The sequence below is a fragment of the Bradyrhizobium sp. 63_E2_N1_3 genome (assembly GCF_052076005.1).
Classification (GTDB): Bacteria; Pseudomonadota; Alphaproteobacteria; order Rhizobiales; family Xanthobacteraceae; genus Bradyrhizobium; species Bradyrhizobium barranii.
This window is the reverse complement of record NZ_CP197235.1, coordinates 6678888-6692475: the sequence shown is the minus strand read 5'-3', so window position 1 is coordinate 6692475 and position 13588 is coordinate 6678888. Positions and strand designations below refer to the sequence as shown.

At 64.9% G+C, this 13588-nt stretch carries 11 protein-coding genes; 3 read left to right on the top strand and 8 right to left on the bottom strand.

Annotated elements, in window-relative coordinates; genetic code table 11:
• The first annotated feature begins 68 nt into the window (after positions 1 to 68).
• Complete coding sequence (locus AB7531_RS31905) at positions 69 to 2657, top strand: MMPL family transporter (RefSeq protein ID WP_063984630.1); 2589 nt, start codon at positions 69 to 71, stop codon at positions 2655 to 2657.
• On the opposite strand, the gene AB7531_RS31900 is transcribed toward AB7531_RS31905, so the two are convergent.
• Positions 2625 to 3302, bottom strand: coding sequence for a DUF2147 domain-containing protein (locus AB7531_RS31900; protein ID WP_441280219.1), 678 nt, complete (start codon positions 3300 to 3302; stop codon positions 2625 to 2627). The genes AB7531_RS31905 and AB7531_RS31900 overlap by 33 nt on opposite strands.
• A 141-nt stretch (positions 3303 to 3443) precedes the next feature.
• Between AB7531_RS31900 and hpnO the strand changes: the two genes are divergently transcribed.
• The gene (hpnO, locus tag AB7531_RS31895; RefSeq protein ID WP_028146959.1) at positions 3444 to 4835 is read left to right on the top strand and encodes an aminobacteriohopanetriol synthase HpnO; all 1392 of its coding nucleotides are present in this window, start codon (positions 3444 to 3446) and stop codon (positions 4833 to 4835) included.
• A gap of 113 nt (positions 4836 to 4948) precedes the next feature.
• Here hpnO and AB7531_RS31890 read toward each other — a convergent pair whose 3' ends face one another.
• The 6 genes from AB7531_RS31890 to AB7531_RS31865 all read right to left on the bottom strand — a co-directional run bounded on the left by AB7531_RS31890 (position 4949) and on the right by AB7531_RS31865 (position 10483).
• Entirely contained in the window at positions 4949 to 5716 is a 768-nt protein-coding gene (locus tag AB7531_RS31890) for an anti-sigma factor family protein (RefSeq protein ID WP_063984628.1), read from the bottom strand.
• Positions 5713 to 6261, bottom strand: coding sequence for a sigma-70 family RNA polymerase sigma factor (locus AB7531_RS31885; protein WP_028146963.1), 549 nt, complete (start codon positions 6259 to 6261; stop codon positions 5713 to 5715). Before AB7531_RS31885 ends, AB7531_RS31890 begins: the two co-directional genes overlap by 4 nt.
• Before the next feature lie 142 nt (positions 6262 to 6403).
• A complete protein-coding gene (locus tag AB7531_RS31880) occupies positions 6404 to 6727 on the bottom strand; it encodes a cupredoxin domain-containing protein (protein ID WP_028146964.1) in 324 nt (107 codons plus the stop codon).
• Between the two features lie 39 nt (positions 6728 to 6766).
• Positions 6767 to 7708, bottom strand: a complete 942-nt coding sequence (locus AB7531_RS31875) for a metallophosphoesterase family protein (protein WP_063984627.1) — start codon at positions 7706 to 7708, stop codon at positions 6767 to 6769.
• Positions 7709 to 7971: 263 nt separating this feature from the next.
• Positions 7972 to 8853, bottom strand: a complete 882-nt coding sequence (locus AB7531_RS31870; RefSeq protein ID WP_063984626.1) for an alpha/beta fold hydrolase — start codon at positions 8851 to 8853, stop codon at positions 7972 to 7974.
• Positions 8854 to 8863: 10 nt separating this feature from the next.
• A complete protein-coding gene (locus tag AB7531_RS31865; RefSeq protein WP_063984625.1) occupies positions 8864 to 10483 on the bottom strand; it encodes a GMC family oxidoreductase in 1620 nt (539 codons plus the stop codon).
• A gap of 211 nt (positions 10484 to 10694) precedes the next feature.
• Here AB7531_RS31865 and AB7531_RS31860 point away from each other — a divergent pair, with 211 nt between their 5' ends.
• Positions 10695 to 11867 (top strand): M20 aminoacylase family protein, encoded by a 1173-nt coding sequence (locus tag AB7531_RS31860; protein ID WP_063984624.1) that lies wholly within the window; start codon positions 10695 to 10697, stop codon positions 11865 to 11867.
• A gap of 71 nt (positions 11868 to 11938) precedes the next feature.
• On the opposite strand, the gene AB7531_RS31855 is transcribed toward AB7531_RS31860, so the two are convergent.
• The gene (locus AB7531_RS31855) at positions 11939 to 13567 is read right to left on the bottom strand and encodes an inorganic phosphate transporter (RefSeq protein ID WP_063984623.1); all 1629 of its coding nucleotides are present in this window, start codon (positions 13565 to 13567) and stop codon (positions 11939 to 11941) included.
• Positions 13568 to 13588 lie beyond the last annotated feature (21 nt).

Sequence of the window (13588 nt, the reverse complement as noted above, 5' to 3'; positions counted from 1 at the left end):
AGGTTTCGCCGGGGAACTCCGATAAACAGCGGGCGTTTCCGGCAAGCTGTTAACCGCAGAAAGAAAAGATGCTGCAAAGCGTAGTCGTTGCCATCGTCAGGGCCTGCACCCGGTTTGCCTCCCTCGTCGTCGTTCTCGGGCTCCTGCTTTCGGTCGGGGCGGGCTATTACACGTCTAAGCATTTCGCCATCAACACCGACATCAATTCGCTGATTGCCCAGAATTTGGACTGGCGCCAGCGCGACCAGCAGTTCGACCGTGCCTTCGACCGCGACGCGACGATTCTCGCGGTCGTCGAGGCCAGGACGCCGGAGATGGCGACCGCGGCAGCGGATGCGCTCTTCGCCAAGCTGAAGGACAACAAGACCGACTTCCAGTCGATGCAGCAGCTCGGCACCGGCGAGTTCTTTGAGAAGAACGGCTTGCTGTTCCTGCCGACCGAAGAGGTCGGCAAGATCACCAGCCAGTTCGAATCCGCAGCGCCCCTGGTCGAGATCATGGCCGGTGATCCCTCGATCCGCGGCCTGACCGGCGCGCTGGAGACGGGACTTGCCGGCGTCAAGCGCGGCCAGGTCAAGCTCGACAATACCGCGCGGCCCTTCAATCAGATCGCGCAAACGGTCGAGACCGTGCTCAACAAGGGCAAAGCGAGCTTCTCCTGGCGTGAGCTCGTCAGCGACGAGCCGCTGACGGATTCCGATAAGCGCGCCTTCATCGAGTTCAAGCCGATCCTGGACTACAACGCGCTGGAGCCCGGCAAGGGCGCCACCGACGCGATCCGCAAGGCGGCAGTTGATCTGGATTTTGCGAACAAGTACCAGGCACGAGTGCGACTGACCGGTCCGGTCCCGATCGCCAACGAGGAATACGCCACCGTCCAGGAAGGCGCCGTCGTCAACGGCGTCGGGACTGTGCTGGTCGTGCTGCTCATCCTGTGGATGGCGCTGCACTCGTCGAAGATCATTTTCGCGGTGTTCGTCAATCTCTTCGTCGGCCTTGCGCTGACGACCGCTGCCGGCCTGATGATGGTCGGCTCGTTCAATTTGCTGTCGATCGCGTTCGCCGTACTGTTCGTGGGACTGGGCGTCGATTTTGGTATCCAGTACAGCGTCCGCTACCGCTCGGAGCGCTACAAGCACAACGATCTCTCCGGCGCGCTGGTGCTTGCCGCCAAGCGCTCCGCGGTGCCGCTGTCGCTGGCGGCAATGGCGACCGCCGCCGGCTTCCTCTGTTTCCTGCCCACCGATTACAAGGGCATCTCCGAGCTCGGCCAGATCGCCGGCGTCGGCATGCTGGTGGCGTTCCTCTCCAGCATCACCGTACTGCCCGCAATGCTGAAGCTGTTGAACCCGCCCGGTGAGCAGGAGCCCGTCGGTTATGCCTTCCTGGCGCCGCTCGATTACTTTCTGGAGAAGCACCGTGTGCTGGTCGTGGGCGGCACGTTGCTGCTGGCGCTCGCCGGTCTGCCGCTGCTCTACTTCCTGAAGTTCGACTTCAACCCGATGAACCTGCGCAACCCGAAGGCCGAGTCGATCGCGACCTTCCTCGATTTGCGCAAGGATCCGAACACCGGCGCCAATGCCATCAACGTGATGACCACGTCCGAGGAGCAGGCGAGGCAGGTCGAGGCGAAGCTGGAGAAGGTGCCGGAGGTGCTGCGCGTGATGTCGCTCGACAGCTTCGTGCCGACCGACCAGGCGCCAAAGCTGAAGCTGCTCGCGCAGGGCGCCAAGGTGCTCAACCCCGCGCTCAATCCTGACCAGGTCGACGCTGCGCCAACGGACAAGGAAAACGTCGAGGCGTTGAAATCCTCGGTCGACAATCTGCGCCGGACCGCCGGTGACACGAAGGGCCCGGGCGCCGTCGCCTCGCGCCGGCTGGCGGACGCGCTCGAAAAGCTCGCCAATGGCGACGAGGCCACGCGGAACAAGGCGCAGGACGTGTTCGTCACGCCGCTGAAGATCGCGTTCGGCCAGCTCAGGAACGCGATGCAGGCCGGGCCGGTCACCCTGGCCTCACTGCCCCCCGAGCTCGTCAGCGCCTGGAAGAGCAAGGACGGGATCATCCGCGTCGAGGCGCAGCCGAAGGGCGATCCCAATGACAACGACACGCTGCGCAAATTTGCAGCCGCCGTGCTCGCTGCCGAGCCGACCGCGATCGGCGGGCCGGTCTCGATCCTGAAATCCGGTGACACCGTGGTGAAGGCGTTCATCCACGCCGGCATCTACGCGCTGCTGGTGATCGGCCTGTTGCTTTGGATCACGCTGCGGCGGTTCGTCGACGTGCTGATGACGCTGGTGCCGCTGCTGGTCGCCGGCGCGGTTACGCTCGAAATCTGCGTGTTGATCGGCCTGCCGCTCAACTTCGCCAACATCGTCGCGTTCCCGCTGCTGCTCGGCGTCGGCGTCGCCTTCAAGATCTATTATGTCGTGGCCTGGCGCTCTGGCAGGACAAACCTGCTGCAGACCAGCCTGACGCGCGCAATCTTTTTCAGCGCGCTGACGACGGCGACCGCGTTCGGCAGCCTGTGGCTGTCGAGCCACCCCGGAACGTCCAGCATGGGCAAGCTGCTCGCACTCTCGCTGGTGACGACGCTTGCCGCAGTGCTGCTGTTCCAGCCGGCCCTAATGGGCAAACCCCGCAATCTCAGGGAGTAGGCAGATGTCGCCGACCGGGTCGGCGGCGTTCTTCTGACCGGGCTTGGCGGTGGTAGCGGTCTTCTGGGCTGCGGGGGCAGGGGCCGGCGCTGGGGCGCTGGCGCCGGTCGTGCCGCCTGTTGTCGGGCCGCCTGTGGTGCCGCCGTTGTTGCCTTGGACTTTCGGCGCCGCGCCGGTGGGCTTTGGCGCGCCCTTGGCCATGGCGTTGGCGGTGCTCAAAGGAATCGGCGGGGCGACGCGGGTCCAGGTCTCGCCGCCGCAGAGGAAGCCCATCACGCAGCCCTTGATTTCGAGCTGGTCGGTGCCGACGGTCGTGATGGTTGCGCTGTAGAGCTGGCCGTCCTTGGCGTTGTAGACCTGCCCTTCCCACTGATCGACGCCGGGCTTCTTCTTCATGTCGATCAGGGTCGCCATGCCCAGCGTCGGCCTGGTCTTTTTCGACGCATCCGGATTGTATTCATCGCGGCCGCCGGGCTGCTTTTCCCAGGAAACCGCGCCCCACATGCTGCCATTGCATTGGGCGACACGAATGTTGGCGATGGCGTCGGCGACCCGCCAGTCGCCGGTGGGATCGGCGGCGAGCGCGGGTGTCAGGCAGGTGTAACCACCAGCCAGTATTAGTCCGGTGTAAAGGGCTAAACGCATGATAGTTCCTTGGCAGTGCAACATGGTTTAAAGCTGTGCTTGCGAAGATGGTCCGAAAAAGGGCAAAAGGCCGCACAGACCGTTTTCGGTAACGGTCCCTTTTCAGTTGACGAGCCGGCCCTCAAGCGAAGTATGTAGCGGATGCACAGCCCAAATCCAGACATGTCTCAGCTATTCGCGGACCGTCAGGCCCAGCGCAGCACCCTGCATAATCGGTATCTGAACGAGCAGTTCGTTCGGGTTCTCAAGACCATCGGCTACGATGTCGGCTTCCAGAAGGGGCAGGGGCAGTACCTCTACGATCGCGAGGGGGCGCGCTATCTCGACCTGCTGTCCGGCTTTGGCGTGTTCGCGATCGGGCGCAATCACCCCGTCATGCGCGAGGCGCTCAAGAGCGTGCTCGATGCCGACCTGCCCAATCTGGTCCAGTTCGACGTCTCGGTGCTCGCCGGCGTGCTCGCCGAGCGGCTGCTGAAATACGTCCCCTATCTCGACAAGGCGTTCTTCGCCAATTCCGGCGCCGAATGCGTCGAAGCGGCAATCAAGTTCGCGCGCGGCGCCACCGGCCGTCCCGGCATCGTCTATTGCGCCCACGGCTATCATGGCCTGACCTACGGCGCGCTGTCGCTGACAGGTGATTCGAACTTCCGCACCGGCTTCGAGCCGCTGCTGCCCGGCTGCACCTCAATTCCGTTCAACGACCTCGCCGCGCTCGAAAAGGCGCTGGCCTCGCGCGAGGTCGCGGCCTTCGTCGTCGAGCCGATCCAGGGCAAGGGCGTCAACATGCCCACCGACGAGTTCCTGCCGGGCGCTGCCGCGCTCTGCAAGAAATACGGCACGCTGTTCGTCGCCGACGAGATCCAGACCGGCATGGGCCGCACCGGCCGATTCCTGGCGGTCGAGCACTGGAACGTCGAGCCCGACATGGTGCTGCTGTCGAAGTCGCTGTCCGGCGGCCACGTGCCGGTCGGTGCCGTGCTGACGCGCAAGAGCATCTTCGACAAGATCTTCAACCAGATGGACCGCGCGGTGGTGCACGGCTCCACCTTCTCCAAGAACGATCTGGCGATGGCCGCGGGCATCGCGACGCTCGACGTCATGGAGTCCGAGAAGCTGATCGAGTCCGCCGCCAAGCGCGGCGCCGAGCTGCGCCTGGCGCTGACGCGCATGGTGCCCGGCTACGAGCTGATGAAGGAAGTGCGCGGCAAGGGCCTGATGATCGGCGTCGAGTTCGGCCCGCCGAAGTCGCTGCGGCTCCGGGCGTCCTGGAACGTGCTGGAAGCTGCCAACAAGGGCCTGTTCTGCCAGCTCATCACCGTGCCGCTGTTCAAGGACCACAAGATCCTCACGCAGGTCGCCGGTCACGGCAGCCACACCATCAAGCTGCTGCCGCCGCTCACCATCACCGAGGAAGACTGCGGCTGGATCGAGCGCGCCTTCGACGACGTCATCGCCGGCAGTCACAAGGTCCCCGGCGCGATCTGGTCGCTCGGCAAGACGCTGGTGGACAACGCGGTGCGGCGGTCGGCGTAAATTCGCCGATCTATCTCAGCAATCGTCATTGCGAGCGAAGCGAAGCAATCCAGTATCCCTCTGCGGATGCGGGCTGGATTGCTTCGCTCCGCTCGCAATGACGCTGGTTTCAGTTACCCCTCCACATTCGCCTTCATCGCCGCCTCGAACTTGTCGACGAATTCGGCGAGCTCGTCGGCGCCGATATCGCTGACGGCCCAGAAGTTCAGGCCGCGATTGCCCCAGCGGCGGCAGTTGAAGCCCTGCATGGTCTCGGTCTTCGGCGCGCGATATTCCGCGTTCGATGTCTGCGATACGAACAAATTGATCACGTGCTGCCGGCGCTTGTAGACGACGGCGCCGATGGCGCGGGCGTCGATATAGTCGAGCCGGCCGCCGACCAGCGTGAAGCCTTGCGCGGTGAGATCGATCACGGGCGGGGCGACGTCGAGCTTGCCGTTGAACCACGGCTTCACGGTGTGCTGGTCGGTGGAAACCACGTCGATGAGGTGGCCGGCTTGAAGCGAGCGCAGATGCGCGGAGACGACCTCCGACAGGATGCGCTGCTGGTCGTCCTGGCGCAGCACCACGGCGACGACGCCGGAGGCGGCGAGCGCGGAGACGGCAGAGCCCATCGCAAAGCCGCGCAGCACGGAGCGGCGGGTCGGTTGCCGGCGCTGCGGCTGTGGCAGCGAGGCTTCGATCCGGGCGCGCAGGCTAGCCGGCGCAGCATAGCGCAAATCGGTGTCGGCGAGCACGCGCTGCATCTCGCGTTGTGCGGCAAACTCCGCGGCGCAGTCCGGGCAACTGGCAATGTGGGCTTCGACCTCGCGCGCGTGGCCAGCATCGAGCTCGTTGTCGAGCAGCGCGTGAAGCAGGATTTTTGCTTCGTCGCAGGTCATCGAGAGTGCTCCTCTTCCGCCGTCCAGGCCGCGCGCAGCATGGCGCGGGCGCGGGCGAGGCGGGACATCACGGTGCCGACGGGGGCGCCGACGGCCTCGGCGATTTCACGATAGGACAGGTTGTTGATCTCCCGCAGCACGAATGTTTCCTTGAACGGTTCGGCGAGCGCGTCGATCAGCTTGCGGATGGCGCCGGCATCGCGGCTGCGCAGCACTTCGGTCTCGGGGCTCGCCTCGCTCTCCTGCCAGATCGGCGTCTGCTCGGCGGCGCCGGGCGTATCCTCGATCGCGCTGGGCCTGTGCGCGCGCCGCGCGTATTCGGCGTTGCAGACGTTGCGCAGGATCGCGAACAGCCAGGGCTTCATCGCCGGTCCGCGATAGCTGTCGAAGTGCTTCAGCGCGCGGAGATAGCACTCCTGCACCGCGTCCTCGGCATCAGAGGCATCGCGCAGCAGATAGCGCGCGAGCGTGTAGACGTCGTCGAGATAGGGCAGCGCGGCTTCGCGGAAGCGCTGCGCCTTCTGCAAATCGTCGTTGGCGGGCATCGCTCCTCGCTTTGCCTCTTGTTCTGCGCGTCGCGTTGTTTCGTCCCTGTTTGTTTCGTCCCCGTGTGTGACGGAAGGCACACGAGCCCGGCCGGCGTGGGACCACCGGCCGGGCAAGACGTTGATGCCTTGGTTTGAGACGTTACTCAACCTTGATCATCCCCGTCATGTGCGGGTGCAACGAACAAAAATATTTGTAGTCGCCCGCATTGGTGAAGGTGAACGAGAACTTGTCGTCGGTGTCCAGGGCCTTGGACCTGAACTTGCCGGCCGACACCACGGTGTGGGGGATGTCGTCCCGGTTGGTCCAGGTCACGGTGGTGCCGAGCTTGATCTTCAACTCGGCCGGCTGGAAAACGAAATTGTCGATATGCACTTCCATGTCGTCGGCACGGGCCGTCGTTGCGGGCAACAGGATGGCCGCGACCACGGCGACACCGAAGTCGCGGCGATTGAGTGTTTTCATTGTCAGCTTCCGTTCAGCCTTTTTCCGTTCAATCTTGGATCAACCCTGCAGTGGCGTGTCGATGATCGCGAGCCGCTGCTCGTTCTGCTTGAAGTTGATGCTGGCGACGCCGAGCATGCCGCGCAGCTTTGCGTCCTCGACCTTCATTGGTCCGGGCGAGGGCGCGGTCCCCGGCGCGGGCTGCGGGAACGCAGTCGAGCGCGCGGTGTGGAAAGTGACGTTGCCCTCGACCTTCTGCATCACCTGATGGATATGGCCGTTCAGCACGGTGACGGAGCCGAAGCCTTTCACGTGTTCCAGCGCGCGGCCGCCGTCCTCGGTGCCCCAGCCCCATTCGGGATAGACCGTCCAAAGCGGGATATGCGCGAACAGCACGATCGGCGTCGATTTCGACTTGCCGCGCAGATCGTCCTCGAGCCAGGCGAGTTGCTCGGCGCCGAGATTGCCGAGACCGCCGCCCTTGAGGTCGACGACGTTGACGAGGCCGATGAAGTGTACGCCGCCGGCGTCGAACGAATACCAGCCTGCACCCTTGGTGCCGCGGCCGTAACGCTCGCGATAGAATTTCACCTCCTCGTCGAGAAAGTCATGCTCGCCAGGCACGTAGTGCACGTCGAGCTTGCTCTGCGAGATGATGCGGTCGGCATTGTCGAACTCGGCGGCCTTCGACAGGTGCGTGATGTCGCCGGTGTGGATCATGAAGGAGGGTTTTGCCGGCATTGCGTTGATCTTGTTGATGGCCTCCTCCAGCGTGCCGAGCGCGTTGGGGTTCGCCGGCTTGTCGAAGCCGACATGGCTGTCGCTGATCTGGAGGAAGGTCATGCCGGGCGCGGCCGCGGTCGCGGCCTGCGCGGAATCGATGATGCCGAGCGAGCGCGGCACGCCGCCCGTGATGGTCCAGAGCACCCCGGTGCCGGCCCAGGTCATGCATTCCAGCACCTTGCGGCGGCTGACGCCGTCCCCGTGATCGTGTCCGCTCATCGCACGTCTCCACTTCGCCCGGAATTGGGCTTCGGGGAGGTGATTGGGGGAGGGGGAGACTTATTCCCGGATGCGATGACGTTTTCGTGAGGTGGTAGGGTCTCGTGTCCCGGACGCGGTGCAGCGCCCAAAAGCGCGTTCACGCGCGTCTTCGACGCGCTATGGCGGTGCGCCGCAGAGCCGGGACCCACGCGGCTCGGGTTGTCTGGGCCCCGGCTCTGCGCAGCAGCGTTGCACGCTGCAGCGCGTCCGGGGCGCGAGACTTATTTCGCGAATTCCCGCACGGCGGCTACCACGCGTTCCGGCACTTCCTGCGCCACGCAGTGCCCGGCACCCTCAAAGACCATCGTGCTGACACGCGGAATCAGCGACACGGCGCGTCGCGCCATCTCCTTGTAGATCGGCCCCGACTTCGCGGCGGTCGCGACGCGGACGGGGCATTCGATCTCGGCGAGCCCTGCAAACGGGTTGCCGCGGGCATCGCCGACATAGACCTGCTCCATCGCCTCGTAGATCGGACGCAGGATTGCGAATTCGATCTCGGGCGTGCAGCAAAGCCGAACCCGGCCATTCTCCAGCGGTACGAAGCCGTGTTGGACATAGGCCCGGAGCGAGGTCTCGGTCCAATCGGCAAACGCCGGCGCAGCGCGGTAGCGCTCGAACACGGTGTCGGCACTGTCGAACTCGGCCCGCCGGCGCAGCGTGCCCTGGACGCGAGCGAGGGACTCTTCGTTCAATCCCCCGGGCCGCGCCGCGCGCGGGTCCATCACGGTCGGCTCCATCACGAACAGGCGTGTGAAGCGTCCGGGCCGAAGTTTCGTCGCGAGCAGAAGATCGGTCGCGCCGGCGCTGTGGCCGATGCCATAGACGTCGCGCAGATCGAGCGCATCGATCACCCGGCAGACATCCTCGGCATAATCAAGGAAATGATAGGCATCGGGCTTGTGGCTCGCGCCGTGGCCGCGGCGGTCGAGCGCATAGACGGTGTAGCTCGATGCAAGCTCGCGCGCGACCTCGTCCCAGACGTCGGCGACGAAACCGGTGCCGTGCACGAGCAGCGCGGGCGGCCTCCCGCTCTCGCCCCATTGCAGCATGGCGATCTCTGTGTCGGCCGGGCCGATTGAAAAGAGATGCGGGCTGATCATGGTTGGGGCGCTACTTCGCATCCTCCAAAATCATCGTCGCACCCTTCTCGGCGATCATCGCGGTCGGCGTGTTGGTATTGCCTGACGTTATCGTCGGCATGATCGACGCGTCGATAATGCGCAGGCCGCTCAGGCCGTAGAAACGCAGCCGCTCGTCCACCACCGCCATCGGATCATTCGCCGCGCCCATCTTCGCGGTGCCGACGGGATGGAAGATGGTGGTGCCGATGTCGCCGGCGGCCTTGGCGAGCGAGGCATCGTCGTCGCCGACGGTGGGGCCGGGCAGATATTCGCTCGGGCGATATTTGGCGAGCGCCTTCTGCTGCATCAGTCGCCGCGTGGTCCGGATGGCGTCGGCGCCGACCTGGCGGTCGTCGTCGGTCGACAAATAGTTCGGCGCAATGATCGGCTTCTCGTCCGCGCTCGCCGAGCGCAGCCGCACCGTGCCGCGCGAGGTCGGCTGCAGATTGCAGGCGCTCACCGTGATCGCGGGGAAGCGGTGCAGGGGATCACCGAACTTGTCGAGCGACAGCGGCTGCACGTGGAACTGGATGTTGGCGCGGGCGCGCGTCGCGTCGGAGCGGGTGAAGATACCGAGCTGCGACGGCGCCATGGTCAGCGGTCCGCGACGGCGGAAGGCGTAGTCGAGCCCCATCAGGCCACGGCGGAACAAATTGTAGTAGGTCTCGTTCAGCGTGCGCACGCCCTCGACCTTGTAGATCGCGCGCTGCTGGAGGTGGTCCTGGAGGTTGCGACCGATTCCGGGCTTGTCCATCACGATGTCGATGCCGAGCGGCGACAGCCAGTCGGCGGGACCAATGCCGGAGCGATGCAGCACCTGCACCGAGCCGATGGAGCCTGCCGAGAGGATCACCTCGCGCTTGGCACGCGCCTCGATGACCTCGCCATTCTGGATGAAGCGCACGCCGACGGCGCGGCCCTGCTCGATGATGAGACGGTCGACCAGCACGTTCTTCTCGAGCCGCAGGTTGGGACGGTTCAGCGCCGGCTTGAGGAAGCCCCGTGCGGACGACCAGCGCCGACCGCGCTTCTGGTTGACGTGGAAATAGCTGGTGCCTTCGTTGTCGCCGGTGTTGAAATCGGGAATGCGCTTGATGCCCATCTCCTCGGCGGCGTCGCCGACGGCGTCGAGAACGGCCCATGACAGCCGTGGCGCCTCGATGCGCCAGCCGCCGCCGGTGCCATGATGCTCGCTCGCACCGAGGAAGTGATCTTCGAGTTTCTTGAACAGCGGCAGCACGTCGTCATAACCCCAACCGGTCATGCCGAGCTGGCGCCAGTGGTCGTAATCGGCGGCCTGTCCGCGCATCGAGATCATGGCGTTGATCGCCGAAGAGCCGCCGATCACCTTGCCGCGGGGATAGGCCAGCGAGCGGCCGTTCAGGCCCGGCTCCGCCTCGGTCTTGAACATCCAGTCCGAGCGCGGATTGCCGATCGCGAAGAGATAGCCGACCGGAATGTGGAACCAGATCCAGTTGTCGTCGCCGCCGGCTTCGAGAATGAGGACGCGATTCCCTGATACGGCCGAGAGGCGGTTGGCGATGATGCAGCCGGCCGTGCCGGCTCCGACGACAATGTAGTCAAACTCACCTTCGAGGCGCCTCGGCATTCTGCTTCCACCCAAACAGGCGTCATGCCCGGGCTTGTCCGGGGCATCCACGCGCTTTCCGTCCTAATAGTCAGACGTGGATGGCCAAGACAAGCTGGTGACAAGCCCGGCCATGACGAGAGCACAGGGGACCCTCGATCCACGGGAGTTAGGTGGACTGGTGCTTGCATGGTAGACAGTCCTGTATTCCCAACAAGGCTTGAGACCCTCCATGCCCATCGTGAACCGCGTCGCCGACCTCCAACCCGATATTCAGGCCTGGCGCCGGGACATCCACCAGCATCCGGAGCTGCTGTACGATGTTCACCGCACCGCAGCATTCGTTGCGGACCGGCTGCGCGAGTTCGGCTGCGACGAGGTTGTGACCGGCCTCGGGCAGACCGGCGTGGTCGGCGTGATCAAGGGCAGCAAGCCGGCCGGCGACGGGCTCAAGGTGATCGGCATGCGTGCCGACATGGACGCGCTGCCCGTCGACGAGCAGACCAACCTGCCTTACGCCTCCAAGACTCCGGGCAAGATGCACGCCTGTGGCCATGACGGCCACACCGCGATGCTGCTCGGTGCGGCCCGCTACCTCGCCGAGACCCGCAACTTCGCCGGCGATGCTGTGGTGATCTTCCAGCCTGCCGAGGAGGGCGGCGCCGGCGGCGCGGCCATGGTCAAGGACGGCCTGATGGAGCGCTTCGGCATCGAGCAGGTCTACGGCATGCACAACGGCCCGGGCATCCCGATCGGCTCGTTCGCGATCCGGCCGGGCCCGATCATGGCGGCGACCGACGAGGTCGACATCATGATCGAGGGCCTCGGCGGCCATGCCGCGCGTCCGCACAAGTGCATCGATTCCGTGCTGGTCGGCGCGCAGGTGATCACCGCGCTGCAGTCGATCGTCGCCCGCAGCGTCGATCCGCTGGAATCGGCCGTGATCTCGATCTGCGAATTCCACGCCGGCAATGCCCGCAACGTCATTCCGCAGACTGCGACGTTGAGGGGCACCATCCGCACGTTGTCGCCGGAGGTGCGCAAGCTGGTCGAGAAGCGCGTGCACGAAGTGGTGGCGGGCGTGGCGCAGATCACCGGTGCCAAGATCGACCTGCACTACAAGCGCAACTACCCTGTCGTGAACAACCACGCCGCGGAGACCGAGGTGGCGCGGCGCATCGCCAGGAACGTTGCCGGCGAGGCCAATGTGCACGAGATGCCGCCGCTGATGGGCGGCGAGGATTTCGCCTACATGCTGGAAGCGCGGCCCGGCGCGTTCATCTTCTGCGGCAACGGCGACAGCGCCGGTCTGCATCACCCCGCCTACAATTTCAACGACGAGGCGATCGTGTTCGGTACGTCCTATTGGGTCAAGCTGGTCGAGGAGTCGCTCGCGGCGTCTTAACGCCGAACCGAAGCACAAACGAAGAGGGCCCGTGCATCGCACGGGCCCTTTGTCTTTGCGGAATGATCGGCTCAGAAAATCTGCGAGAAGATCACATACAGCGTGGCCGACAGCGCGATCGCGCAGGGCAGCGTCAGCACCCAGGCCATCAGCAGGTTGCGGATGGTCGCCATCTGCAGGCCCGAGCCGTTCGCGGCCATGGTGCCGGCGACGCCGGACGACAGCACGTGGGTGGTCGAGACCGGCAGGCCGAACACGTCGGCGGCGCCGATCGTGGCGGCGGCGACCAGCTCGGCGGAGGCGCCCTGTGCGTAGGTGAGATGGGTCTTGCCGATCTTCTCACCGACGGTGACGACGATGCGCTTCCAGCCGACCATGGTGCCGAGGCCGAGCGCGATGGCGACGGCGACCTTCACCCAGGTCGGGATGAACTTCGTGGCGCTATCGAGGCCGCCCTTGTAGGCGTTCAAGGTCGCGACCTCTTCCTTGTTGAGGTCGTTTTCCTTGTCCTTCATCAGGAAGCGGATCGCTTCCGAGGTCAGGTACATGTCGTTACGGGTGTTGCCGACCACTTCCGCCGGTACCTTGTTGAGCGAGCCGTACTTCGCGACCTGGTCGCCGACATCCTTCACCAGCACCGACAGCGAGGGGTAGGTGCCTTCGCTGATGTGGTGCGAGGTGATGTACTGCGTCACCGCAGGACGGGGATCGCCGATGATCGAGTGACCGGCGCCCTTGGCCGCGATCACCTTGGAGGCTGCGTCCGAGACCTTCTGGAACTGGGCGACCTGGCTCTCCGGCAGCGCGCGGTTAAGCGCGTAAGCGGTCGGCACGGTGCCGATCAGGATCAGCATGATCAGGCCCATGCCCTTCTGGCCGTCGTTCGAGCCGTGGGCGAAGCTGACGCCGGTGCAGGTTGCGATCAGCAGGCCGCGGATCCACAGCGGCGGCGCCTTGTTGCCTTCGGGCGCGGCATAGAGCGCAGGGTTGCGCACGATGAACTTGAGCAGCAGCAGCAGCACGGCGGCGCAGATGAAACCGAACAGCGGCGACAGCAGCAGCGCGTAGCCGATCTCGGTGGCCTTGCTCCAGTCGACGCCCGAGGTGCCGTCGCGGCCGCGCATGACGGCATTGGCGATGCCGACGCCGATGATCGAGCCGATCAGCGTGTGCGAGGAGGAGGCGGGCAGGCCGAAATACCAGGTACCGAGGTTCCAGATGATCGCGGCGATCAAGAGTGCGAACACCATGGCGAAGCCGGCGCTGGAGCCGACCTGGAGGATCAGCTCGACCGGCAGCAGCGAGACGATGCCGAACGCGACCGCGCCGGAGGACAGCAGCACGCCGAGGAAGTTGAAGAAGCCCGACCACATCACCGCGAATTCAGCCGGCAGCGAATGGGTGTAGATCACGGTCGCCACCGCGTTGGCGGTGTCGTGGAAGCCGTTGACGAATTCGAAGCCGAGCGCGATCAGCAGCGCGACGAACAAGAGGATGTAGGGCAGGAAGGTCGTCACCTTCGTGCCGGTCGCGTTGACGTCGACATAGATGCTGTAGGCAACGAACAGCAGGCCTGCGGCAAGGATGCCGAAGAACAGGATCATCGTGAGCGGGTTAAAACCCTTGTCGAGATTTGGCCTGGAAGCCGGCTGGACAGGCGTCGGATCGCCTACCGCACGGTCGAATGCAACATCTGTCATTTTTGGACGCCCCTTAACTAA